This is a genomic window from Pelobacter propionicus DSM 2379, assembly GCF_000015045.1.
Taxonomy (GTDB): domain Bacteria; phylum Desulfobacterota; class Desulfuromonadia; order Geobacterales; family Pseudopelobacteraceae; genus Pseudopelobacter; species Pseudopelobacter propionicus.
The window spans coordinates 2,299,365-2,324,740 of sequence record NC_008609.1 but is presented as its reverse complement, the minus strand read 5'-3'; the positions used below and the strand labels follow the sequence as shown (position 1 = coordinate 2,324,740).

General features: G+C 60.1%; 14 protein-coding genes and 2 tRNA genes. 7 read left to right on the top strand and 9 right to left on the bottom strand.

Going from position 1 to position 25,376, the window contains the following annotated elements; translation table 11 throughout:
- Positions 1-38: 38 nt before the first annotated feature.
- Positions 39-3,464 (top strand): Ig-like domain-containing protein, encoded by a 3,426-nt coding sequence (locus tag PPRO_RS21255; RefSeq protein ID WP_011736026.1) that lies wholly within the window; start codon positions 39-41, stop codon positions 3,462-3,464.
- A 226-nt stretch (positions 3,465-3,690) separates the two neighbouring features.
- Here PPRO_RS21255 and PPRO_RS10715 read toward each other — a convergent pair whose 3' ends face one another.
- The 5 genes from PPRO_RS10715 to PPRO_RS10695 all read right to left on the bottom strand — a co-directional run bounded on the left by PPRO_RS10715 (position 3,691) and on the right by PPRO_RS10695 (position 9,878).
- Positions 3,691-5,115 carry an FAD/NAD(P)-binding protein gene (locus PPRO_RS10715; protein WP_041532270.1) on the bottom strand — a complete coding sequence of 475 codons (1,425 nt, stop codon included), beginning with the start codon at positions 5,113-5,115 and terminating at the stop codon, positions 3,691-3,693.
- 86 nt (positions 5,116-5,201) lie between these two features.
- Positions 5,202-6,596, bottom strand: a complete 1,395-nt coding sequence (locus tag PPRO_RS10710; RefSeq protein WP_011736024.1) for an alanine/glycine:cation symporter family protein — start codon at positions 6,594-6,596, stop codon at positions 5,202-5,204.
- Between the two features lie 291 nt (positions 6,597-6,887).
- Positions 6,888-7,943, bottom strand: coding sequence for a hypothetical protein (locus tag PPRO_RS10705; protein ID WP_011736023.1), 1,056 nt, complete (start codon positions 7,941-7,943; stop codon positions 6,888-6,890).
- Positions 7,944-7,946: 3 nt separating this feature from the next.
- The gene (locus PPRO_RS10700; RefSeq protein ID WP_011736022.1) at positions 7,947-8,393 is read right to left on the bottom strand and encodes a type II secretion system protein; all 447 of its coding nucleotides are present in this window, start codon (positions 8,391-8,393) and stop codon (positions 7,947-7,949) included.
- A 168-nt stretch (positions 8,394-8,561) separates the two neighbouring features.
- Positions 8,562-9,878: a methyl-accepting chemotaxis protein gene (locus tag PPRO_RS10695; protein WP_049759699.1), complete on the bottom strand. Its 1,317-nt coding sequence runs from the start codon at positions 9,876-9,878 to the stop codon at positions 8,562-8,564.
- A 509-nt stretch (positions 9,879-10,387) separates the two neighbouring features.
- Here PPRO_RS10695 and PPRO_RS10690 point away from each other — a divergent pair.
- Complete coding sequence (locus PPRO_RS10690) at positions 10,388-10,852, top strand: ferritin-like domain-containing protein (protein ID WP_011736020.1); 465 nt, start codon at positions 10,388-10,390, stop codon at positions 10,850-10,852.
- Between the two features lie 199 nt (positions 10,853-11,051).
- Here the strand turns inward: PPRO_RS10690 and recD are convergent, their stop codons facing one another.
- The 4 genes from recD to PPRO_RS10670 form a co-directional block, all read right to left on the bottom strand.
- Complete coding sequence (recD, locus tag PPRO_RS10685; RefSeq protein ID WP_011736019.1) at positions 11,052-12,866, bottom strand: exodeoxyribonuclease V subunit alpha; 1,815 nt, start codon at positions 12,864-12,866, stop codon at positions 11,052-11,054.
- A 3-nt stretch (positions 12,867-12,869) separates the two neighbouring features.
- Positions 12,870-16,481, bottom strand: a complete 3,612-nt coding sequence (gene recB / locus PPRO_RS10680; RefSeq protein WP_011736018.1) for an exodeoxyribonuclease V subunit beta — start codon at positions 16,479-16,481, stop codon at positions 12,870-12,872.
- A 10-nt stretch (positions 16,482-16,491) separates the two neighbouring features.
- Entirely contained in the window at positions 16,492-19,677 is a 3,186-nt protein-coding gene (recC, locus tag PPRO_RS10675; protein WP_011736017.1) for an exodeoxyribonuclease V subunit gamma, read from the bottom strand.
- Positions 19,678-20,132: 455 nt separating this feature from the next.
- A tRNA-Ala gene (locus PPRO_RS10670) sits at positions 20,133-20,208 on the bottom strand.
- 121 nt (positions 20,209-20,329) lie between these two features.
- On the opposite strand from PPRO_RS10670, the gene PPRO_RS10665 reads away from it, so the two are divergent.
- The 5 genes from PPRO_RS10665 to PPRO_RS10645 all read left to right on the top strand — a co-directional run bounded on the left by PPRO_RS10665 (position 20,330) and on the right by PPRO_RS10645 (position 25,366).
- Positions 20,330-20,415: transfer RNA gene (locus PPRO_RS10665), tRNA-Leu, on the top strand.
- Positions 20,416-20,511: 96 nt separating this feature from the next.
- Positions 20,512-20,946, top strand: a complete 435-nt coding sequence (locus tag PPRO_RS10660) for an outer membrane beta-barrel protein (RefSeq protein WP_011736016.1) — start codon at positions 20,512-20,514, stop codon at positions 20,944-20,946.
- A 77-nt stretch (positions 20,947-21,023) separates the two neighbouring features.
- Positions 21,024-21,941 carry a ribosome biogenesis GTPase YlqF gene (gene ylqF, locus PPRO_RS10655; protein ID WP_011736015.1) on the top strand — a complete coding sequence of 306 codons (918 nt, stop codon included), beginning with the start codon at positions 21,024-21,026 and terminating at the stop codon, positions 21,939-21,941.
- Between the two features lie 253 nt (positions 21,942-22,194).
- The gene (locus tag PPRO_RS10650) at positions 22,195-23,466 is read left to right on the top strand and encodes an Hsp70 family protein (RefSeq protein WP_011736014.1); all 1,272 of its coding nucleotides are present in this window, start codon (positions 22,195-22,197) and stop codon (positions 23,464-23,466) included.
- A 259-nt stretch (positions 23,467-23,725) separates the two neighbouring features.
- Positions 23,726-25,366 (top strand): NADP-dependent glyceraldehyde-3-phosphate dehydrogenase, encoded by a 1,641-nt coding sequence (locus PPRO_RS10645; RefSeq protein WP_011736013.1) that lies wholly within the window; start codon positions 23,726-23,728, stop codon positions 25,364-25,366.
- Positions 25,367-25,376: the final 10 nt, after the last annotated feature.

Below are 25,376 nucleotides of genomic sequence, written 5' to 3'. Positions count from 1 at the left end.
GTAGCCGATGAACACTCGTACATAGAGGAAAAGGAGTAATGACGATGCGAAACCTTTTCAGACGTCCTATTGGCCAGATATTGCTGGATGGCAACCTGCTCTCCACCCAGAGTCTTGAACGTGCCCTGGATGAGCAGAAACATACGCGGGAACTCCTGGGGCAGGTCCTGGTCAGGATGGGACTATTGAAGCCGGGAGATATTGGCGCTCCCCTGCTTTTGCAGAAGCATCTCAACCATATCGGTGACGCGGTCAAGGTGGCGGCCGGCGAGCGGCAGCTGCTGGGAGAACTTCTCGTACACTCGGGGCATATCAGCGCGGAACAACTGGACCAGGCCATCGAGGAGCAGCAGCGGAGCGGTGAAAAGATCGGTGAGGTTTTGATCCGTCTTGGCCTGCTCAGCGAGTGCCAGCTTAAGGCGCTGCTGGATTTCCAGAGGCATCAGACGGCCCCTTCCTCCAGCCCGCTCAGGCTGGGCGAACTGCTGGTGGCCACCGGTCACATCTCCCGTGAACAACTGGAAAAGGCCTTGCGCAAGCAGAGCCAGACCGGCGAAAAACTGGGTCACGTCCTCGTTGCCGAGGGATACATCCGTCCCCATGAGATCAAGCATGGCATCCGCCTGCAGAAAATGCTGATCAATTCGGTGCTGGCTTCCATTCTCTCCCTGAGCATGAGCTCCGTAAGCTCGGCATCATCCGTGGCGCTGCAGTGGGACCCCAACACCGAATCCGATCTGGCCGGGTACAAGGTGTACTATGCGGCGGAGTCGTCAAACTTTGACGATGCGGTCGCCGTTGATGTGCAGAACCAGACAACCACAACCATTGCCGGACTCGATCCCGCCAAATCCTACAGTTTCGCGGTCAAGGCGTACAACACAGCGGGACTGGAAAGCACTTTTTCCAATGTGGTTGTCATTTCTGAAACTTCGGCGCCGACGGTTGCCATATCTTCACCAGCGGCCTCATCCAACGTCAGCGGCACGGTATCGATCAGTGTCAGTGCCGAGGACAACGTGGGCGTCACCAAAGTCGAGTTCTACGTCAATGGCGTACTGGTGGCCACGGAAGCCGCATCCCCCTATGTGTATTCGTGGAACACGGCAACCCTGGCTTCCGGAACCTATACCCTCACGGTCAAGGCCTATGATGCCGCCGGTAACGTGGGAGAGTCGAGCAAGACGGTTTCGGTGGTAAACAACGATATCACCGCGCCGACCGTCGCGCTGACCGCGCCGCTCAGCAATTCCATTGTCAGTGGCACGATCACCGTCAGCGCCGGAGCCAGCGACAACGTGGGAGTGAACATGGTCGAGGTGTATGCCAATGGCGCCCTCCTGTTTGCCAGTAATGCTTCCCCCTTCAACTTCACCTGGGATACCACCCAGGTGGCCAATGGAAGCTACACCCTGACAGCCAGGGCCGTGGACAGCAGCGGCAACATCGGTACTTCATCGACCGTTACCGTAAACGTGCAGAATGCGGACACCACTGCGCCGTCCATCAGCGCCTTCAGCCTGCCGACCAGCGCCACCTCCTTGACCGTTGCCGTCTCCGGCTTCAGCGCCAGCGACAATGTTGGTGTCACCGGCTACCTGATCACCGAGAGCGCCACCGCTCCCGGCGCCACGGCCAGCGGGTGGAGCAGCAGTGCCCCCACCAGCTTCACCTTTAGTGGCGAGGGTACCAGGACCGCCTACGCCTGGACCAAAGACGCCGCCGGCAACGTCTCCGTCGCCAAGTCCGCCACCACGACCATCAAGCTGCCGGACACCACTGCGCCGTCCATCAGCGCCTTCAGCCTGCCGACCAGCGCCACCTCCTTGACCGTTGCCGTCTCCGGCTTCAGCGCCAGCGACAATGTTGGTGTCACCGGCTACCTGATCACCGAGAGCGCCACCGCTCCCGGCGCCACGGCCAGCGGGTGGAGCAGCAGTGCTCCCACCAGCTTCACCTTTAGTGGCGAGGGTACCAGGACCGCCTACGCCTGGACCAAAGACGCCGCCGGCAACGTCTCCGTCGCCAAGTCCGCCACCACGACCATCAAGCTGCCGGACACCACTGCGCCGTCCATCAGCGCCTTCAGCCTGCCGACCAGCGCCACCTCCTTGACCGTTGCCGTCTCCGGCTTCAGCGCCAGCGACAATGTTGGTGTCACCGGCTACCTGATCACCGAGAGCGCCACCGCTCCCGGCGCCACGGCCAGCGGGTGGAGCAGCAGTGCCCCCACCAGCTTCACCTTTAGTGGCGAGGGTACCAGGACCGCCTACGCCTGGACCAAAGACGCCGCCGGCAACGTCTCCGTCGCCAAGTCCGCCACCACGACCATCAAGCTGCCGGACACCACTGCGCCGTCCATCAGCGCCTTCAGCCTGCCGACCAGCGCCACCTCCTTGACCGTTGCCGTCTCCGGCTTCAGCGCCAGCGACAATGTTGGTGTCACCGGCTACCTGATCACCGAGAGCGCCACCGCTCCCGGCGCCACGGCCAGCGGGTGGAGCAGCAGTGCTCCCACCAGCTTCACCTTTAGTGGCGAGGGTACCAGGACCGCCTACGCCTGGACCAAAGACGCCGCCGGCAACGTCTCCGTCGCCAAGTCCGCCACCACGACCATCAAGCTGCCGGACACCACTGCGCCGTCCATCAGCGCCTTCAGCCTGCCGACCAGCGCCACCTCCTTGACCGTTGCCGTCTCCGGCTTCAGCGCCAGCGACAATGTTGGTGTCACCGGCTACCTGATCACCGAGAGCGCCACCGCTCCCGGCGCCACGGCCAGCGGGTGGAGCAGCAGTGCTCCCACCAGCTTCACCTTTAGTGGCGAGGGTACCAGGACCGCCTACGCCTGGACCAAAGACGCCGCCGGCAACGTCTCCGTCGCCAAGTCCGCCACCACGACCATCAAGCTGCCGGACACCACTGCGCCGTCCATCAGCGCCTTCAGCCTGCCGACCAGCGCCACCTCCTTGACCGTTGCCGTCTCCGGCTTCAGCGCCAGCGACAATGTTGGTGTCACCGGCTACCTGATCACCGAGAGCGCCACCGCTCCCGGCGCCACGGCCAGCGGGTGGAGCAGCAGTGCTCCCACCAGCTTCACCTTTAGTGGCGAGGGTACCAGGACCGCCTACGCCTGGACCAAAGACGCCGCCGGCAACGTCTCCGCCGCCAAGTCCGCCACCACGACCATCAAGCTGCCGAGTGTGGTAATCGTCGCTTCACCGGCGGATGGCGCGACCGTTTCCGCCACCGTTGCGATAAAGGCCGGCGTCAGCACAGGCGTGTCACTGACCAAGGTGTATTTCTACGTTGACGGCTCCCTGCGGGCCGCCGACACCAAGGCGCCCTACAGCTATAACTGGAATTCAAAGGTCGTAGCCAATGGTAGCCACACGATCCTGATCAAGGGGTTTGACCGTTTGGGGAACATATATCAGTCGAGTATCGCGGTAACGGTGAAAAACTGAAACCATTCAGCGCTGTCAGTCAATGTGACGCTTCTTCGCATTTAACTGGTTATCCCCATCCCCCCGCTTCGCAGGGGGATGGGGATTTTTTTATTGGGGAGCAGGGGGGGATTGTTGAGTGATGGGGGTGGAGAGCGTAGTGCAGTTGATGTATGTGGATGTCTTGGCGGATGAAACTTCCCGGAGAGGGGCGACGCCACCAGAATCGCGCGGAGAGGCGATGGGGTCAGGGCCGTGCCGTGCTGATAATCTCCTCGACCATGCGCGACACCTGTCTCCTTATCTCCGGCACGGCAGTGCATTCCAGCTCTTCTCCACGCCGCAGGGTGCCGATGGCGAACATGCCCTTTTGGAGAGTGCCATCCGCCATGAACAGCTGACCGGTCTCGTTTATCTTCAGCCCGAGGCGGAGTTCATCCGGCTGGACCAGGCCATCCCGGATCAGTTGGCTGACAAGGGGAGAGTCGGTACGCAGGATGTCGGAAAAGAGACCGGTTCCGTTGAAGGCCATATCCACATCCAGGGTCGCGGCCGTTGCGGACGTGAGCAGCAGCCGAACCGCACATGCTCCCTTACCATTCAGTTTCTCCACACCGGTCACCCGGGCGGCAACCTGTTCAAGCCGGCCGCTATCCAGCAGATGCGATACCTCCTGCATATTTCTGTGGCACGAGCGGTGCAGGTGGGTGTTCCACAGGGTGCGGAAATGACGCAGGAAGAGTCGTTTGTCCCGCAGATCGAAACCGCTCCAGATGACGGGGGAGTGTCTGCGCAACGAATCCACCAGAAACTGCCAGTCGATGCCTGACTTGCGTTTCAGCTGGAATGCCCGCAGCAACTGCCTGAGTCCCGGCCTGCCTGCCGTTAGCTCCTCCGCCCAATCGCGCAGTTCCGGCGGGAGCGGAATATGCGGTTCATGGTGCGCCTTGGGAAACTGACCATGGGGAGATATGACCCAGCAGTGGCCGGAAAAACCGCGTTCCTCGGCCTCCAGAATCACATCCAGAGCCGTGAGTCCCGCGCCGACGATGGCCATCGTCCGCAGGCTCCGATAATCCTCGAAGGGGGTCCAGGGGCATTGCAAGAGTCCATTGTCCAAGGAGCCCCGGGGGGGGATGTTGCCGACAGCCAGCACCAGGTTGCCTGCCCGCAGGCTCTTGCCGGACTTCAGCCTCAACCGGTACCATGGGGACGTCCCCTTTGCTTCAACGGCCAGAACCTCGTCCCGCAGCACGTCAAGCACATCCGGCCTCTGCTCCATGGCCCGGTTCAGGCAGGCGTTGGTGTAGCGTCGATACAGACCACGTGGCACGAAGGCATCGGGAGAGAAGTGCGGCGCCTCTTCCCTGAGCCAGCGCACAAAGGAGCCGGGATCGTTTTCGGTGATACTCATCCCCCTGGCACGCACATTGAGGAGGTGGTGGGGCGAATCGGTGCGATAGGCGATCCCCGCACCCAGTCTCTCGCCCGGTTCGATGATGGCGCACCTGAAAGAGCGTGGCAGGTCTCTGTGGGTGAGCAGATGATAGGCGCAGCAGAGACCGCTGAAGCCGCCACCCACGATGGCCAGATCGACGCGCGCTTCCTCTTTGGGAACATCTGTTTCGGCAGTCTGTTCATGCCCGCATCCAGCCGTATCTTTCCGTGCCATCGTCCCCATCCTTTCCATTGCTGACGCAACCCCCCTATCCCGGTATCCCCCCGTGTCAGGAACAGATTCGGGAAGGCTGTTCCGTCTCAGCCCGCATCGGCGGCTGCAGCCTCGGGAAGGGGACCATCGTCTCCACCCCGGATCCCCCTGCGCGCGGCCAGGAAGCGGTTTGTCTCGGCAACCACCACCCCGGACAGCCCCAAGAGGGCGATCAGGTTTGGCACCGCCATCAACCCGTTCATGATGTCAGCGAAGCTCCAGACGAGATCGAGTTTGACGCAGGCACCCACGAAGACGAAGGCCGAGAAGACCAGGCGATAGGGGAGGACCGCACCTCTTCCCAGCAGGTACTCCAGGCATTTTTCGCCATAGTAGGCCCAACCGACGATGGTGGAGTAGGCAAAGAAGACGATGCCGAAGGAGACGATGAATCCGCCCCAGGTGCCAGGCAGGCCGCTGTCAAAGGCCGCCTTGGTCATGACCGACACCTCCGCCCCCGAGTTCCATGCGCCGGTCACGATCAGCACCAGGCCGGTCATGCTGCAGATGACGATTGTATCGATGAAAGTGCCGGTCATGGATACCAGGGCCTGCTCGCACGGCTCATTGGTCTTGGCAGCTGCCGCGGCGATGGGTGCGCTGCCCATCCCTGATTCGTTGGAGAATACGCCCCGCGAGACCCCCTTCTGGATGGCGATCATCACGGCGGAGCCGAGGAATCCGCCGCTGGCGGCTGTTCCGGTGAATGCGTCGTGGAACACCTGGAACAGGGCGCCGGGCACCTGCCCGGCATGGCGGAACAGGATGGCAAGACAGCCGGCCGCGTAGATAATCGCCATGACTGGAACCATGATAGCCGAAACTCGGCCGATGTTCTTTACCCCCCCCAGGATAACCAGGGCGGTGAAGATGGTCAGGGCGATTCCCGTGACGAACGGATCGAGCCCCAAGGTCTCCTTCAGGTTGCCGGCAACTGCGTTGGCCTGCACCATGTTGCCGATGCCGAAGGCGGCTATGGAGCCGAACAGGGCGAACAGCACGCCCAGCCACTTCATACCCAGGCCCCGTTCGATGTAGTACATGGGACCGCCGCACATTTCCCCGTTTGCATCCTGCACCCGGTACTTCACCGCCAGCACCCCCTCGGCGTATTTGGTTGCCATGCCGAAGGCGGCGGTTATCCACATCCAGAACAGCGCGCCGGGGCCGCCCACGGAAATGGCTGTGGCGACGCCGATGATGTTACCGGTGCCGATGGTGGCGGCGAGGGCGACCATCAACGCCTGGAAATGGCTGATATCGCCCTGTTCCGTGGATGTCGGTTTGAGGAACGTCTCGGCCAGGGCGTGGGGCAGCAGAAACAGTTGCAGCAGCCTGAGTCGGACGGTAAGCAGGATACCGGTGCCCACCAGCAGCACCAGCAGCGGCACGCCCCAGACATAGCTGCTCAACTGGCCCAACATCTCGTTCAGTTCGCTCATCCCTTTTGTTACCTCTCCGCTGGTTTGTAGGCTCTGCTCATTCTTTTGAGGAGTGTACTCTAGATGCCCACAGGCAACCTGTCAACGGTCAATCGCCTCGGGAGTGGGGACGTGGACGTTCCGGCGCGGTGATGTACGAGACAGTTTCAGTTGCTGGTGCAGGGCTGTTCGTCGGCTGTAATCCCGTCGACTATGGGGAGGGTAATCTCGGCGATGGGAAAAGATGATGGAGGCGAAAAGAAGAGGAGCGGCCATCAGATCGCTCCTCCTATTTGCGCCGGGATGGGAAAATCAGAAATCCTTCAAGCCGCGATACTTCTGCTTTGCCCTCTCGAATTCCTCCTTGAGAGCGTCCGGCATGCTGCCCTTCAGATCCTGGGCCGCTGTCTTAAAGCCTGATTCCGCCTGATCGACCGATGTGGTAAAGGCCTGCAGGATTTCCGGTGGCGAGGCGGCCAGATCAAGTGTATTTTGGTAGGCGCCGCGCAGTTGGATCAGCTTCTGATGCGCTTGGGCGAATTTTTTGGGAGGATTGTCCAACTGTCCCATGATTTTGGCTACCTCGCCGCGGATCTTGTCAGTCCTGGCCTTTTCCTCGTCGTTCTGGCCCGGCGAGAAGGCGGCTCCGCTCTCCTGCGCGGTTTTCCATTCAGTCTCGATTCTGTCGCAGACTTTCTGGTTGAAATCAGCGCCTGTTTTCATGCTGTAGATCGCTTTGGCGTAGCTCTTGGCGAACTGCTGCTGCTTCATGTAGATGCGGAAGGCATAGGAGAGGCCTCCGACCAGAACGGTGGCTATCAGCAGTGAGATCAGCAGGCGTTGCAGGCGCGGCGTAACCAGCGACTTGGAGGAAGCGGCGGCAGGCTCGGGACGGCGCTGTCGTTGTTCCTGCACCGGTTTTCGGAAAAAGTCGAAGTACAGCGGGATGTTGAATCTGGCAAGAGACTGCCTTACGTCGGATAGGCGTTGCGTCCTGGCCTTGCGCAACACCTCCTCCGGCTTGACCGCCACATGGTAGTCGGGGAAGAGCGTTCCGCAGGAGGTGCAGTGGCTGTGATGGTCCAGGAGGCTGCCGCAGTTGGCGCAGCTTAGCTTTCGGGACCGCCGGCGTACCCTGTTGGCGCTGGATTCTCTGATGATCGAGAGTGCGATGTTGCAGGCAGGACAGGTTACGGCTAGGGGCTGATCAGCTTCCGTGGGTTGCGTCTCCACGTCCGCCCCGCATGTGGGACAGGAACAGGTCAGGCTTGTGGCTGGCGCCTGGCTGGCACTGCCAGGTTCGTCATCCTGGGGAGGGGCGGCCTGCGGTTGTTCGAACTGAAACGCAAAATCGTCAGTATCTTTCATGGGTCATGATCTCTCGCCGGCATAACCGCCGTCATTCATCCGTACAATGTCGTCCGCACTTTCAGGTTTGGAGCCGTCAGGATCACTGGTTCCATCCTTGCCCGTTGAGTACAGGTCGAAGTCATCGTTCAGTTTGTTTAAGCCGTCGTCCAGTAAGCTGCCCTTGTTGTACTGGTAGGGACGTCCCCAGGGGTCCATCAGGGTTGCCATGCCGATGTCGGCCAGGGATGCGGGCAGGCTGTTCCTGTCCAGGATATGGGCGGTGATCGCTTTTTCTATGGTACGGATGTCGCCGGCGCTGCGTTTGTTTTGGGCTTGCGTTTTGTAGTCGTTGAAAGCTGGAATGGCCATCATGGCCAGGACGCCCAATATGGCGGTGACCACGATCAGCTCGACCAGGGTGAAACCGGCACGGGTTGATAGGGCTGGCATACGCTGAAATGGGGGCATGGCTCATGACTCCGCATCAAGTTTTTTGCAGTTCGAGTGAAATTACCTATAGCATAATTGCATAAAAGTGCCAGACGTAATTAATGACTGATAACGAAATCGTGCTCTCTCTGGTTTGAGTCAAGCATGTCGCAACGGCCCACGTAACCGGGTGCAAGGGTGTCGATGTCAGGCTGTTTTGTAGCTGTTGACGATCCCCTTCAGGGTTTCGGTCAAATCTCCCAGTGAGGTGGATTCCTGGATTCCGCTCTTGGCCTGATCAGCCGCGGTGTGAACTGCTTCCGAGATCTGCTGCAGGCTCATGGTCACCTCGCGGGTAGTCACCGACTGCTGCTCCGCTGCCGTGGCGATCTGCGCGACCTTGTCGTCCAGTTGCGACACGAGATCCAGAATCTCCGAAACGGCCTGACCCGATTTTTCCGACTCCATGGCTCCGTGCCTGACCTTCTCGGATTCCTGCTCCATTGAACTGACCACGTTCTTTGTCTGGTTCTGGATATCCTTGATCATCACCGAGATTTCCTTGGTCGCCATAGCGGTTCGTTCCGCCAGGCCGCGCACCTCGTCGGCCACGACCGCGAAGCCTCTGCCGTGGTCTCCGGCGCGGGCGGCCTCGATGGCCGCATTCAGCGCCAGCAGGTTGGTCTGGTCGGCAATCTCCTCGATGGTGTCGACAATCTCCTCGATCTTGTCCGAGCTCTTCCCCAGGTTCTGGACGATTTCCGAGGTCTTGAGCGCCCCTTGGGCCAGGTTATCCATGAGCGAGGCGGTCTCGAGGATGACCTGCTCGCTGTTGCGGGCAGCGGTGCTGGTCTGCCGTGAGCTCTCCGCAGCCAGGGAACAGTTCCTGGCGATTTCCTCGGCCGTGGAATACATCTCCTCGGCGGCCGACGCCGAGGTGGCCGACTGCATCGTCGCATTGCTCACAGCTGACTCCAGATTGGTGGAGCTTGTGCGCAGGTTGGATGTGCTCGATCCCAACTGGTCGATTGCCGAAGCGAGCTTGCTGATCACCTCCAGGGTCTGGTCGGCCATGCTGTTGACCTTCAGGGCCAGTCTTCCCAGTCCGCCGCCGTAGGGGATGCTTGCCCGCACCGTCAGATCGCCGGATTCGACCGCCTCCACGACCTCGGTGACGATGGCAAGGGGATCCGCCACTGACTTGAAGACCAGGTAGCCGAAGAATATCCCCAGGATCATGGCAATAGTGAACAATGAACCGGCGCTGATCAGCAGGTGTGAAAACGCATCCGATGCCGTGCGCTGGAACTCGGCGGCGATGCCGGCCGCGGTCATCTGGGCGGAGAGCGAATGCAGCGCATGCAGTCCGGCCCCGGCGGCCGCCGCGACGAATGCCAGGTTGCAGCCGACCAGCAGGGCGATCTTGTGGCGGAGCTTGATGCTCATGTACCACCCGTACAGATGGGAATAAAGACCGCCGCTAGCGGCGTTGTTGCCCGCAAAACTTCCCGCCATTCTGCTCATGTTACGCTCCTTTGCGAATGTGGTTTCGATGCCGCGTTGATGATTGTCGCGCGGATTTGCGGCCACGCGTGACAAATAGTTCCTTCTGACCCCAGTCTGGTCAATCACAATGCCGTTTTACCCCTTGGGTCGTTGCACAGTTCTTCTCTGCGATATTTCCGTGGCCTCGGCTGTTCCTCGTTGGAGGCCGTGCAGGATGTAGTACATTGATCTCCGGCCTGCCGGTCCAGATGGCAAAGAGTTCCAATAACGTATGTTGCATTTTCATTAGTATGTCAATTCCGTTTTTTACGTTTTTGAGGCATGAAGTGAACGCCGTGATAGCTGGCAGGGGAGGTGGGCTACGCAGGGGAGGCGGGGACGCTGATCAGGTTGTCCTATGCCGCGACAAGGGGTGATGATCGAACCCCGCCGTTGATGCTAAAACAGGGTTCAATGCCGATTGACACCCACCTTTTTGGGTGGTAGTATGCCCGCCAAATAACCGCATACGGAAGGAGTTCAATCAAATGAGCATTTTTGCAGCCAGTGATGTTTTGCAGTTTGCCGTACGCATGGAGGAGAATGGTGGGCTCTTTTATCGTAAGGCCGCCGAACTGTCCGAGAAGAGCGAAGCGAAAAAATTGTTTCAGCACCTGGCCTCCGAAGAGGCAGAGCATAAGAAAACATTCGAAAAGTTTCTTTCCCAGGTAACTCTGTATGAGCCGACCGAGGATTATCCGGGCGAATATCTCGCCTACCTCCACAACTACATCGACGGCAAGGTGTTCTTCACTGACGATACCTGCGCGCTGAAGTCCTTCGACGTTGCCAGCGCCCTGGACTTCGCCATCCAGCGGGAGATGGACGCCATTCTCTATTACACGGAACTGAAGGCTTTCGTGAGCGCGGACGACCAGAAATCCATCGACGCGATCATCGAAGAAGAGCGCAAGCATTTCGCGCAACTCTCTGAAATACGGAAGAATATCTGAATAATACCGGCTGCGCGGCCAAAGCGGTATACAAAAACCTCCCCCTTCATCGAAGCGGGAGGTTTTTTTGCGAAAAGTGTGCCTCCGGCAATGAATCACTGCCTTTACATCATGGACAGTTGCGGCAAACATGCGCGACATGATGGGGAACGATGCAGAAGCATGGTCATCCGCTGCCAGATGCGGGCTGGGCAGTCGTTCAATCGCCCCAGAGCGCTTTCCTGAGACCGGAGGTGCGCTCGACCCTCCGTGATACGGCGGTCCTGAAAACCCCCTCGTCTCCCCAGATCTCAACCTCTTTTTTTGCCCGGGTAAGTCCGGTATAGATCAATTCCCTGGTCAAAAGTTCCGAGTCCTGCTCCGGGAGCAGCAAAAGGATCCGGTTGAACTCCGAGCCCTGGCTCTTGTGAATGGTCATGGCGTAAACGGTGTCGTGCGCGGGGAGGCGTAAGGGAGAAACTGTGCGCACCCCCCCTTCCGGAGAGGGGAAGAAGACCTTGGGATTCCCATTTGCCTCCGGGTCGGGAAAAACGATCCCGATGTCTCCATTGAACAGTTTCAGATGGTAATCATTCACCGTGATCATCACCGGACGCCCGGGATACCAAAGGGTTTGACGCTCGATCAGCCCCTGTTCGGCGAGAATCTCCTCGATCAGCCCGTTGACCCCGGCAACGCCGTACGGCCCCTGACGCAGGGCCGTCAGCACCCTGAAACCGTCGAACAGCCGCAGTGCCTCTTCGGCGGTAGCGGCCGCGAGGTAGGATGAATACCCGGAGACGATTCTCTCCGCGAGCGCTTTCTTCAGCTGTTCGGTCGAAGGCGCCTCCTGCCAGCGGATATCCTGATGCAGCTCATCGTTGAGCAGCCGCAGGGCGCTTCCCGCATCTCCCGAGTTAACCGCTCTCGCCGTCCCCCCAATGCCGCTTTCGGTCGCAAAGCGGTAATTCCTTTTCAGAACGGCCAGGGCATCGCCGGGAAAGCCGGTGCAGGTGGCCACAGCTGTCGAGGGGAGTCGCCCGCCGGCGACCCTGGCGACAAAGGACTGAAAAGCTGTGGAAAAAAGCTCGGGCCGCCCTCCGCCGCAGATGTCCCCCAGCGCCGCCCCTGCCTCGACCGAGGCCAACTGGTCCTTGTCCCCCAGCAGGATGATGCGCGCCTCCGGCTTGAGTGCCGTGGCCAGCTTTGCCATAAGGGGGAGCGCAACCATGGATGCCTCGTCAACGATGACAACGCCGTAGGGCAGCTGATTTTCAGCGGAGTATTGAAAACGGACCGATCCGGAACGGACCCCAAGCAGACGGTGGATGGTTGTGACCTCTTCCGGAATCCGGCTCTTCACCTCCGGGCTGCAATCCAGGCTTTCCTTCATCAGGCGGATCGATTCCTTGAGTCGCGCCGCCGATTTACCCGTCGGAGCAGCCAGGGCAATGTGAACGGTTGCCCCTTGCGCCTGCTCCAGGAGCAGTGCAAGGATCTTGACCACCGTGGAGGTCTTGCCCGTTCCCGGCCCGCCGGAAATGACGAAGAACCGCTTCCAGAGTGCCCCCAGAGCGGCAACCTTTTGCCAGTCGACCCCCTCTCCGGAAGAGGGGGGGAAAAGCCTGCCGATCCCCGCGCCAAGGAGCGTCTCATCGATGTCGCACCCGGGGAGGGAAGACTTGTCCTGGATGACCCGCACCAGTTCCCGCTCATACTTCCAGTAGCGGTAGAGGTAGAGCCGGCAATCACCGTCAAGCACCAGTGGCCGAAAATCACCGGGGGAGCCTATCACCGGCATGCCAGCCAGTAGGTCACGCATTTCAGAGAGTGCCGGGAACTGTTGATCCCTGCCATCCACCTGGATGATCTTTTCCGCGATATCCGACAGATCAAGGCAGATGTTGCCGTTGCCCATGGCATTGCTCACCAGCGCAGCCATGGGTCTGAACCAGGCTGGAGTCTCTCCCGCCTCGCGCTGGATGAATTCGGCAAAGTGGATGTCCGTAGCAGTGAGTTCGAAAACCGTCGCCATGTCTTACCCTCCAGCCTGGATCAGGCAATTGGTCACTTCATGTATCAATCCCGCTGGCGGAGTATCCCGGAACACGCCGAACGCTTCGCCCCTCTCCCTGTCCATGCCGCGGAGAAAGAGGTATAGAACGCCGCCGAAATGGGTTTCGTACCGGTACTCCTTGATCCGAAGCGACAGATATCTGTTGAGGGCGACCGTGTACAGCAGGTACTGGAGAGAGTAGAGATTCTGATCCATGGCCGACGTAAGCGCCTTTTCGCCATAGGCCTCGACCCGGTACCCAAGGTGATTGGATTTCCAGTCAACGAGGTAGAATCTGCCCCCATGCTCAAAGACCATATCCATGAAGCCCCTTACCATCCCCTTGGCGGGGCGAAACCTCAGCGACTGCGCCAGCGCTTGCAGGTTAACCGCGGTACAGCCGGAGCTCCATGAGCCCAGGCACTCTTTCAGGATGTTCGAGGTGACGAATTTGAGCGGGAAGAAGAATTCCAGCTCGGCAAGCCATTTCCCCTGCCTGAGATCGGAAAGGGAGAAGGGGCCTTCCGGCGCGGAAAACTGGGTTGATACGACATTCTCGATCATATCGCTGATGGTGGATTGCCACTCAGCTCCGAAGCAATGCTTCTTGAGGCAGGCAGCCACCAGATCCGTGGTTTTTTCACCGGAACTCCCGCTAAAGTCGAGCTTCTCGAATATCTCGTGCAGGAAGATCCCGGCATGTGCCCCCTTGGGAAAGGTGAAGATGCTCTTTTCCCGGGGGTCGGCTTCGGGTAGGGGGGGCAGCGCCGTCTCTTTGGCCCCGGCCTCGTCCCGGTCCGGTAGTTCCGTCGTCGAAAGATCGTGGGATGCGAGCGAGGTGAAGCTGGATACCCGCCAGTCGCGCTCGATCATGGCGTTAAACTTCTTTTCGGAAAGCCGTTCTCCGCCATCGTGGAACGGCTCGTAGCGCTCGGCGCCCCCAGCCTCCGGCATGGAAGAGACCGATATGGCGTCCTGCTGTCGCGCGGCCACTGCTCGTAATTGCTGTTCCATCTCTTCGGCGGACAGTTTTTTTACCTCCTGGCCCAGCTGCCCAACCGTGTCATCGGCGTTGCGTGTCGTTGCAGAGGCGTGGAACAGGTAGGCCAGGGGGGACGTTTCCGGTCTGTTTCTGCCGGTGCTGTCGACAATTTTCCCTGTAACCAGGTAACATCTGAACTTTGCCCGCGTCAGGGCCACATAGAGCAGCCGCAGGTTTTCCGCCAGCGATTCCTTCTGGGCCAGGACCCTGTGCAGCTCCTGATCGGCAGAGCCGTAGTCCTTCACGAGTCGGAAATCGTCATGGAAGGTGACGACCTCTTCATCGCTCCGTACCCCAGCCCAGAGGAAGGGGCAGAACACGATGGGATACTCCAGCCCCTTGCTGACATGAATGGTCAGAATCTTTACCGCCTTCTCGTCCGTCTCAAGCCGGATCTGGTACCCTTCAGAGGCATCCCCGGCGCTGATCCGCTCGCCAAACCAGACCGCCAGCCCCTCAGGTCCCAGGCTCCTCTCCTGGGAAGCTGCATGCAGGATCTCGCAGCAGTGCAGCAGGTTGGTGAGCCTGCGCTCCCCGTCGGGCTTGCGAAGCAACCGTCCCCGTACGCCTTCCCGCGACAAGAGGGTTTGAACCATCACCATGAACCCCCGTTCCAGCCAGATCTGGTGGTACTCCTGGAACTTCGACAGCCACTCTTCCCAGAGCGGCTCTTCTTCCAGCAGGGTGGCGATGTCGTCTCCCGTAAGGCCGAAAATATCGGTGACCAGGGCGGCGCGTAGCTTCCATTCGTTGCCGGGGGCGGCAAGGGCGGCAAGGAGCGTGCAGACCTGGCGAGCCTCGCGGGTGGTGAAGATGCTGGCATCGCTGCGCATCACGCTGGGTATGGAAAGATTTTTGAGGGCCTCCTGAATGTAGCCGGCCTGCCGATGGCTCCGGACGATGACCGCGATATGCTCCGGAAGCACGGGGCGCCCGTCAATGAGGGCCTCTCCCGCCATGCCGGCCCGCAGCAGGCGGGCGATTTCCGCGGCAACCGCCATCGGTACGCTCTTGTTCGCCCGGCCCACGTTGCTGGCCTTTCCCTCTTCGTCCGGCGGCACGCACCAGAGCTGAAGTGGGGCGTCGTCAGCTTCGGCCCAGGTCAAGCGGTTGCCTTCTTCCTCAAGGCCGGATGCAACCGAATGGTAGGCGATCTCCCCGAAAAGGAATGGCTTGAAATCATTGTCAAAGAGCGCATTGAAGGCGGCCAGGAGAGCCGGCGCGGAGCGCCAGTTGCTGGTCAGGGTAAAGCGCCTGGTCGCTTCCACCCCGGCGGCGGCCTTGAGGTAGGCGAAGATGTCGGCGCCCCGGAAGCTGTAGATGGCCTGTTTGGGGTCGCCGATCAAGAAAAGAGGGTGGGCGGGATCGGCATAGATCTTCCGGAAAATGTCGAACTGTACCGGGTCGGTGTCCTGAAACTCGTCGATGAGTGCGGCCCGGTATTTCTGCCTGAGGCAGAGGGCGAAATCGTCGCCGCGTGGCCCACCAAGGGCTTCGTACAGGGAGGTCAAAAGGTCATCGAAGAAGCGTATGTTGCGCTCACTTTTTCGGGCCGCTACATGCTCGGCCGCGAAGGCCAAAAGCTCCGCCTTGAGCGCCAGGAATCGCTGGCCGACCCTTTGCCGCAGCTGCTCGCAGAGATCGAAGAAGGGGTGGCTGAGGGGAGCTCCGGTCGGCTTTTTCCCCTTCAGAATGCCGATGGTGCAGAGCTTGCTGAAGTCGCTAAACAGGTCAAAGGGGTTGTCTGAACGCGCATAAGCATCCATGGCCTCGAAAAGGGGGGGGAGGGTGTCCGGGTTATACGCCCCCTTTGCCCGGGAAAGCCCCTTGTCGCTCCGGATGAGTTCCCTGATCTCGGTGTGCGAATTCAGCCATATCTCCTTGACCAAGGAAAAGAGAGTCTCGCACTCTTCCTGGAGGCTAGGGATGCTGCCGAGGTCGAAATTGGGCAGGATCTCCAGCTTGGGATTGCCCAGCATTCCCTTGAGAAAGGTGCTGGAATAGGCGGGAGAGAGCTTGGTGCGCAGCGCGTAGCCGAGCAGGGGGGCTGGCTCTGAAAAGAAGGTCCGACGCCAGAAATCGTCCACGACCTCCTGAAGCAGGTCGGCCTGGTCGGTGATAAGTTCGGTGTCGTACAGAGAGCCGCTTTCGAAGGCATTGTCCTGAAGCGCCCTCAGGCAGAATCCGTGAATGGTGAAAATGGAGGCCAGATCGAAGGATTTGAGCGCCCGGTCGAGGCGGTTTCGCGCAATATCCTCGCCGGGGCCTTCCTTGTTCACCTTCTGGACGAGCCCCAGGAGAAAGGGGTCCTTGGAAACGGTGCCGCTAAAGGTATCCAGGGCCTGGCGGATACGGCTGCGGATGCGGCCGCGCAGCTCCTCGGTGGCCGCCTCGGTGTAGGTCACCACCAGGATTTGCTCGGGAGTCAGGTCGGATTCGATGACAAGGCGAAGATAGAGGCAGGCGATGGCATAGGTCTTGCCAGTGCCGGCGCTGGCCTCGATCAGGTTTCTCCCGGAGAGCTCGATGCCCAGATGTTCCAGTTCTCTCATATCGCTTCCTTCATAGACGGTGCCGCACCAGGGGGGCGAGCAGTTTCAGCGCCAATGCCTCGAACTCCTTGTTGAGGGGATCTGCGTCCTGCTCGAAACAGAGCCGGAAATGGGGATCCGCTTCCTCGCCCGTATGCATGTAGCCGCTTTCCCATTTTTTGCGTGCATTTTTCAGCAGGCCGCTTGAGGCAAACTCCAGTGAGGAAGCCGGGAAAAACCTGAGCGGCAGGTGCAGCCCCTGCCAGTAGCAATCCAGGAGGGCGCCAAGTTGCTCGGTCGGATGCTCCACCGGGCCAAAGCCCGTGCTGCCGTCTTTCATGATCACAAGGCTCTCGCGGGGATATCCCTCCGGGGCGAATGCATTAAGAAGCAGATGCTCGATCCAGCCCCTGATTTCATCCTTGGCCTTCAGTTTGGCGCAGCGGTAGGAGATTTTCCGCTCCTTCCAGATGCCGTCCAGGCTGCCGGAGAGTTTGAAGTCTCCTATCGTCTCATGGAAAAAGAAAGCCTCCAGACGCGGTTGCCCGCCGGTCCGCTCCCCAATCTTTTTGACCAGGTTGTCCACCTCCGCGAGAGCGTCGGCAAACACCGTCTCCCCGTGCTGCGCCGGAGGCAGGATGCCACGGCAACGGGTGGTTGCGTAGAGGCCATGGACGGATCCTCCCTGCAGGCGTTTTTCCAGCAACTCCTGGTTGATGCCGTAGGCTTCCAGTCCCTCGACGGCGAAAGGCTCGCGATCATCCAGTGGAGTGGACACCTCTTCCAGCCTGATCTTCAACCTGTTTTCCAGTAGGTACTTCGCCGGGTTGGCGTAGAAGCGCACGAGCTGGGCAAGGGTCACCTCTCTCATTTCCTCGGGAGCGGCTTTCAGGGGGTGGGTAATGAAAAGCGCCGGTTCCCCGGACCGCTGGGTGGCGTCGAGGAGCGCCGCGCAGTTCTCGGCTGAATAGCTGAAAAGGCCCGATGTGGCGTCAAAGTAGCTCCTGCTGAACGCCTGGAGGCGGTGACTTGTCACCAGTCTCTGCTCCAGCGTCATCTCCCCGCTCGTGAAACCGGCACCGATGGCATCGAGAAATTCGCTGACCAGTACCGACGGAGGGATCGCGCTGTTGTCCTTGACGCTCTGTCCCACGTAGCTCAGGTAGAAATGTGTACGGGCAGAAAGCAGGCACTCGAGGAAAAGATAGCGGTCCTCGTCACGAAGCGAACGGTCGCCGGGCTGCGGGTTGCGGGCAATCAGGTCGAACCCCGGCGGACGGCTCTGGCGCGGGAATGCAGCGTCGTTCATGCCGATAAGGCAGACCACCCGAAAGGGGATGCTGCGCATGGGGAGCATGGCGCAGAAGGTTACCCCGCCGGTCAGGAAGCCGAGCCCTTTCTCTTCCTCGCCAAGGCGGGAGGCAAGCCAGGAGCGGATCACCACCAGGTCCACTGTTTCACTGAAACCGGCCTTTGCCCCCAGATCCTCAAGCGACTGCACGACGCCGTTTATGCTCGCCAGTTCATGGGCCAGGTCATCGTCCGCGGCAGCGAAGTCGGAGAGCATGGTGGTAATGGCATCGCGCCACTCGGTGAGTGTCCGTTTGGCTGCGAGATCCCTGGCCAGACGCTCGATCCTGGCGACAAATTCGGCAAGCTTGCCAAGCGCCTGCGTGGCGTCCCCCTCCATCTCGTCATAGGGCAGTATTCCGTGGAAAAGGAAATCCCCCTCCTCGGGCATGGCGTAACCGAGCATGAGTCGGTCCAGGCCGGCTCGCCATGAATTCTCGCGGTAGTGTGGCAGGCCTAGGCTCGATCGGTGGCTTTCATCCGCTCCCCAGCGGATCCGGGTGTCCTCAATCCAGCTGCGCACCGTCTCCAGTTCCTGTATATCCAGATCAAAGCGGCGACTGACCGGAGCGGACTGGAGGATGTCGAACACGCGGGTAACGGAAAGGCGGCTGCCCGGAAGCTCGAGCAGTTTCAGGATGACACTGGCGATCTGTCCCTCTTTGGCCAATGTGCGGTCGGCAATGGAAAAGGGGATCTTTTTCAGCGGGTCCTGACATCCTCCAAAAACCATTGAGATATAGGGTGAGTACGTCTCAATGTCGGGTGTCATCACGATGATGTCGCGGGGAGTGAGCCCCTTCTCCTGTTCCAAAAGGAAGAGCAGATTGTCATGGAGGACCTCGATCTCCCGCATGGGGCTGTGGCAGGCGTGGATCTGCACCGACCGGTCCTGGGGGGATATTCGTCGTTTACTGTCGCCGCCTTCGGTCCCGCGCAGGTTGAGAATATCGGACTGAATCGCCTCGAGAAGCAGCCCCTCGCCCGGATCCAGGTAGAGATCCACATCGTCAGTTGCGATGCTCCCTGCTTCGACAACCATATTGGAAAAGTCTCTGGCCAGTTTCCCCAGGGAGGCAAGCAGGGGATTTCCTTCCTCCAGGTAGGCTCGCTCTTCGGGGGGGCGGCGGGACATCTGCTTCGCTGAAACGATGTCCCCCCAATACTGGCGACAGGGGCTGAGGAGAAAGAGGCTGACGGTGGTATGTTTGGCGATCTCGGTGAATATATCCAAATGATAGCTGGGGAGATAGGAGATGCCAAAGACCATGATCCGTTCAGGTAGGCTCTCTTTTTCCGCGTGGCCTTGGGCCAGCAGCTTGATGAAGTCTTGTTTGATTCGCCCTCGGTGCTGCCCGTTGTCAGCGGTTGCCAGCTCCCGCCAGAGGAGTTCCTGCCAATCGCCCCCCTTGCCGCCTTCCCAGTCAAGGAGCATGTTGGGTCGAAACAGGGTGTACTGGTCAAAGGTGTCGGCGATCTTTCCCGCAAGCTGGAATTTTTTTAGTCCGTCCCCATCCCCGTCCAGGTAGTGATTGAGCGGGGTGAATTCCTGGCGTCCGAGGAAAGCGGGGAGAAGTCCCATGATTCTCCAGGTCATTACCTCGGGGGAGAACCGCGAGGTGTCGGGCAGCTCGGGGAAAGCCTTCATAAAGAGTTCCCAGACCACCTTGTTGGGGAAGGGGTACGTGCAGTTGGCCCATACGCCGAACGTTTCTGCCAGTTTCATGGCAAGCCAGCGTTGCATCCCCTTGCTCTGAACAACGAGGATCTCGGGGGTGAACGGTGATGAGAGCGGCGTCTTGAGAACGTCGCAAAGAGCCTCTACGAGATTCTCCATCCTGTTGCTGGTGCAGATGGTAAGGGGCATGGGAGTGTCCTGTTTGTCGAGCGTTTCCGGGTATGGCACAGGTGTACGGCACTATCTGTTCGCAATCAGTGTTATTGCCGGGGCAAAAAACTCTGCCCGATCGGCTGAGGTCTCTTTTTGCTGCGCTCCGCGAAACCTGACAACACCTGAGTGCATAAAACCGGTCAGACAGTGAGGTGAAGGCGTCTGATCGGACGATACGAAATTAAGACGAGATCAGAAAGTTGTCAACGATCCTCTTGTCATGCCGAAACCAGGGGGCGTTGGAAACAAAGCTGGGATGCGCTTTCCATTGGCGGCGTCTCGTATGACGGGATCTGTGTTGTCGCAGTAACTTCTGTCTGGGGAGTGAAATGACGGGAATGGGGGATGGCTGTGGCAGGTTGATTCTCGGTACATTATACGGGTGAAAACAAAAAAAGGACTTGGCGTCGTTGCCAAGTCCTTGAATTGTTTGGTGGAGCTGAACAGGATCGAACTGTCGACCTCTTGACTGCCAGTCAAGCGCTCTCCCAGCTGAGCTACAGCCCCACAAAGGAGTCCTGTGTATACCGGAGCGTTCCGCTGTTGTCAATATCTTTTTTTGTGGGTGATTGTTTTTATGCTTTGTTCTTGACTGATTCATGGATTATGCAGTAAAGTCCTTGACCACGCCAGAGTGGTGGAACGGTATACACAGCAGACTCAAAATCTGCCGCCCGTAAGGGCTTGTCGGTTCGAATCCGACCTCTGGTACCATAGGACAGTAGTGGGCCGACAGCGTGTTTCCTGTCGGCTTTTTTTGTCGTGCCGCATGTTGCCGGGCAACGGGGCAGGGCATATACTGGTTCAACCATGAGAACCTTTCAGCTTTACATAGTCGTGGTCATACTGGGGTGCACCCATCTTGCGGGGATATGCACCGTTTTCGCCGAGGACGGGCGGAGCGGCTTCTCGCTGGGGTTCAACAGCCTGACAGCGGAGCGGACCGATCCCGGTGCGGAGCAGTTCGGCCAGCTTGTGGCCAGATACCAGGTAAGCTCCCTGGGGAATTTCAGGCCGTATCTGGCGACCGGGTTGGGTTACAGCTATCAGCCCGACATCAAAACGGACGATTCGGTGCGAGTCAGGACCGGTGTGGCGGGGCAGGCAGGCTTCAGATATCTCTTGGGCGATAAGTCATCACTCACCTTCGACTACAAATTTCTCGATCTTGGATCGGACGAGTCACACGACAGTGGCTCGTCGACTCCCCAGTCCGTTGGCGTGGGTCTGGAGATCAAGTTCTGACTCTCCGCTAGAATGTTTTGCACCATTTCCCGCGAGACAACGATTCCCGCGCAACGCTTAAGGATGAAAGACCCGTTATGACAATACGATGGTATCCCGGCCATATGGATAAGGCCCTGGAGCAGATGGCCGAGACGGTCCGCAGGATCGACGTTATTATCGAAGTGCTGGACGCACGTCTCCCCTCGTCCAGTTCAAATCATCTGCTGGAGGGGATCCGCCGCACAAAGCCGTGCATTAAGGTGCTGAACAAAAACGACCTGGCCGATCCGGCTATCACCAAGGCCTGGGTCCGCCATTTCGAGGCGCAGGCCGGGGTCAAGGCCCTGCCGCTGTCGGCGCGGCAACTGGCCGATGCCAAGAAGCTGATCAAGCTCTGCCAGCGGCTGGTGCCCCATCGCGGCAAGCCGGGCTGGCCGTTGCGGGTGATGGTGTTCGGAATTCCCAATGTGGGCAAATCGACCCTGATCAACACCCTGGCGGGAAGATCCCTGGCCAGGGTCGGCGACAAGCCTGCCATCACCACCTGCGCCCAGCAGATCGACCTGAAGAACGGTATCATCCTCTCCGACACTCCCGGGGTGCTCTGGCCGGAGATGGATGACCAGGTGGCCGCCAAACGTCTTGCAGCCAGCGGCGCCATCGGCTCCGGCGCCTTCGATGTGGTTACCGTGGCTCTTTTCGCGGCCGAGTACATGATGCAGCGCTATCCCCAGACCATAAGGGAACGCTACAAGCTGGCCGAGCTTCCGGATAACCCCACCACGCTGCTCGATGCTGTCGGCCGTCGCCTGGGATGCCTGATCAGTGGTGGAACTGTTGACCACAACCGCGCTGCGGAGGCGTTTCTGCGGGAATTGCGCTCCGGTAAGCTGGGCAGGATCAGCTTCGAGGAGCCGTGCGTCTCCGCTACCCAGGCGGACGAAGACGCCTCGCCTCCCCAACTGCCCTCCGCTGGCGTACCCGCTGTAGATGAGGGAGAGAAACTCCTGTAATGACCGCTGGCGGACTAGGCGGCCCTCGCTTCCCGCCGTTATGATCAGACGTCATCCTCTGTGCCAGACTGATGCGGCGCAGAGGATGGAACCATTCCCCGCTGGAAAGCTGAATCGGATGGTGCCGTCCCGTTTCCCCCACTTTGGATAAACCACCACAGCACAATTCCCTCTGGATCGATCCCTGTCCGCACGCCGTAGTGGCGCTGTCTGTCGCGGATTTTTTCGTCTGTGGGAAACGGAGGCTTTGTACATGCAGATTGTTTTTGGCATCGATTTCGGGACAACCAACTCGGCGCTCTCGGTGTATCGCAACGGCGCGGTGGAAATGGTTGCCCTGGATGGCGCCGGAACGGCCGCTGCGCTGATGCGTTCGGTGCTCTATTTCAACGAGGAAAATGAGATTTTCGCCGGCCAGGAGGCCATTCGCCAGTATGTGGACGACGGGGCAGGGGGGCGTTTCATGCAATCCATCAAGACCTTTCTGCCCAACAGCAGCTTTGACGGTACCGAGGTGTTTGGCAGGCGCTATGCCATCGAGGACCTGGTGGCAATCATCCTCAAGAGGATCAAAGCCCAGGGGGAGAACCATGTGGGGCGGTCCGTGGACAGCGTGGTGCTGGGGCGGCCGGTTCTGTTCTCCTCGGATCCGGCCAAGGACAGTCTGGCCCAGCGGCGCCTGGAAAAGGCGGCCCGCAAGGCCGGCTTCTCCAGGATCTGGTTCCAGTACGAACCGGTGGCGGCGGCGCTGACTTTCGAGGAGACCCTGCGATCGGGGGAGGAACGGGTCGTGTTCATCGGCGACTTCGGCGGAGGCACCTCCGACTTCTCGGTCATCCGTGTGCGGGGTGGCGACTCCGGACGCTCCGACCGGCGCGGGGATGTGCTCTCTCTGGGCGGGGTCTACATTGCCGGCGACTCCTTCGATTCCCAGATCATGTGGGACCGGGTGGCCCGGCATTTCGGACGGTACGCCCGATACAAGACTTTGGGCAAGGACGAGTGGGTCTCCGTGCCCAGGAGCATCACCCACACCCTCTGCCAGTGGCATCGCATCCCGCTCCTGCGGGCACGGGCCACCAGGGAGCATATCAGGGTCATCAAGGGAAGCACCGATGATCGCCGGGCCATCGAAAATCTGGAGAACATTATCAGCGACAACTACGGCTTTTTCCTGTTCCAGGCCATCGAGAAGGCCAAGTGCGAGCTCTCCGGCCAGGAGCGGGCAATGATCCGTTTTTCGGAGCGCGACCTGTGTATCAACGAAGAGATCGACAGGGACGGGTTCGAGGCGATCAACGGGGAGAACTTCCAGCGCATAGCCGACTGCGTCGACGAGGTGGTTTCCGGTTCAGGGCTTGCCCCGGAGCAGATGGATACGGTGTTTCTGACCGGCGGCACGTCGCGCATTCCCCGTATCCAGTCCCTGTTCGCCCAGCGCTTCGGCAAGGAAAAACTGGAGCAGCGCAACGCGTTTACCAGCGTTGCCCATGGTCTCGGCTCCAGCGTTCCGTTGTTTGCCTGATACGGAGATTTGTGCCTCGGACCGGAAGGGAAAAACGGCCTTTGGGAGTGGCTCCCCGGCGTATGAACAATTGAAACCTCCTGCGATATCACGTATGCTGTCACGTCAGCATACAGAAAGGCCGGTTTTCTCCGGAAGATACCCGTCATAAGAACCGCATGTCGCTGCAATCCCCAATCCCGACCGTTCTCTGTATCTCAACCGCTGCCCCGTAGCCTTCGGCCGGGGCTGTCTGGTTTTCATGAAAAGAGGAGTTGTCATGGTAGTCGATCTCCATCTCATGCAGCAGGTCGTTGAATCCCTGTTCCCCGAAGAGGAGCAGATTCCTCCCCAGCACCGCATGCCTGCTCCGATCCTGCAGGACCGCTATCTTGTGGGCGGAGAGTTGCGCCGCTGGGATGGCCCCCTGCAACAGGTGCTGTCGCCGGTTTGCCTGCGCACCCCCGACGGCCCGGTTCCCCGCACCCTGGGGGAAACGCCCCTGCTCTCCGAAGAAGCGGCCCTGGAGATCCTGGATGTGGCGGTCAAGGCCTACGCCAACGGCCGCGGCGTCTGGCCGACCATGTCGGTGGGGGAGCGCATCCAGTGCATCCAGCGCTTTACCCGCGCCATGGGGGAAAAGCATGACGAAATCGTCAGGCTGCTCATGTGGGAAATCGGCAAGTCCCTGGATGAGGCGGAGCGTGAGTTCAAACGGGCACTCTCCTATATCCGCGACACCATCGAGGCGCTCAAGGAACTGGACCGGGTCTCGTCCCGCTTCGTTATCCAGCAGGGGATCATCGGCCAGATCCGCCGCGCCCCCCTGGGGGTGGTGCTCTGCATGGGGCCGTACAACTTCCCGCTCTATGAAACCTTCACCACCCTGATACCGGCCCTGGTCATGGGCAACACCATCCTGCTCAAGCCGCCCCGGTTCGGCATCCTGCTGTTTCAGCCGCTCCTGGAGGCGTTCCGCGACTGCTTCCCCCCAGGCGTGGTCAATACGGTCTACGGCGACGGCCAGGCGGTCGTTCCGCCGCTTTTGGCCTCGGGACGGGTGGATGTGCTCGGCTTCATCGGCACCCACCGGGTGGCCGATGCCCTGCGCGCCATCCACCCCCGTCCCCACCGCCTGCGCTGCGTGCTGGGGCTGGATGCCAAGAATCCGGCCATCATCCTGCAGGACGCCGATCTGGAGCTGGCGGTCTCGGAATGCATCAAGGGGAGCCTGACCTACAACGGCCAACGCTGCACCGCCCTGAAGATCCTCTTCGTGCACCGCTCCATCGTCAATGAGTTCCTCCGGCGCATGGCCGACGCCATGGCGCTTCTCAAGTGCGGCATGCCCTGGGAGGAGGGGGTCACCGTCACCCCCCTGCCCGAACCGGAAAAACCCGAGCACCTGAACGACCTGGTCCGGGACGCCCGCTCCCACGGAGCCCAGGTCGTCAACAGGGGCGGCGGGATCAGCAGCGGTTCCTTCTTCAATCCTGCGCTGCTCTATCCAGTCACCCCGGCCATGCGCATCCACAACGAGGAGCAGTTCGGTCCACTAATCCCGGTGGTCCCCTTCGACGACATCCGCGAGCCCATCGACTATGTGGTTGCCTCCAACTACGGACAGCAGGCCAGCATCTTCGGTCGCAGCAGCGACCTTTTGGCCCAACTGGTGGATGCCCTGGTCAACCAGGTCTGCCGCATCAACATCAACAGCCAGTGCCAGCGCAGCCCGGACAGCTTCCCCTTCAACGGCCGCAAGAACTCCGCCGAGGGGACCCAGTCCGTGGCCGACGCCCTGCGCATCTTCTCCATCCGCATCGTGGTGGCGGCCCGTGAGACCGACGCCAACCGGGAGATCATCACCAACATCGTCAAGGAACGCAAGTCCCACTTCCTCTCCACCGATTTCATGCTCTGAGGGGGAGGGG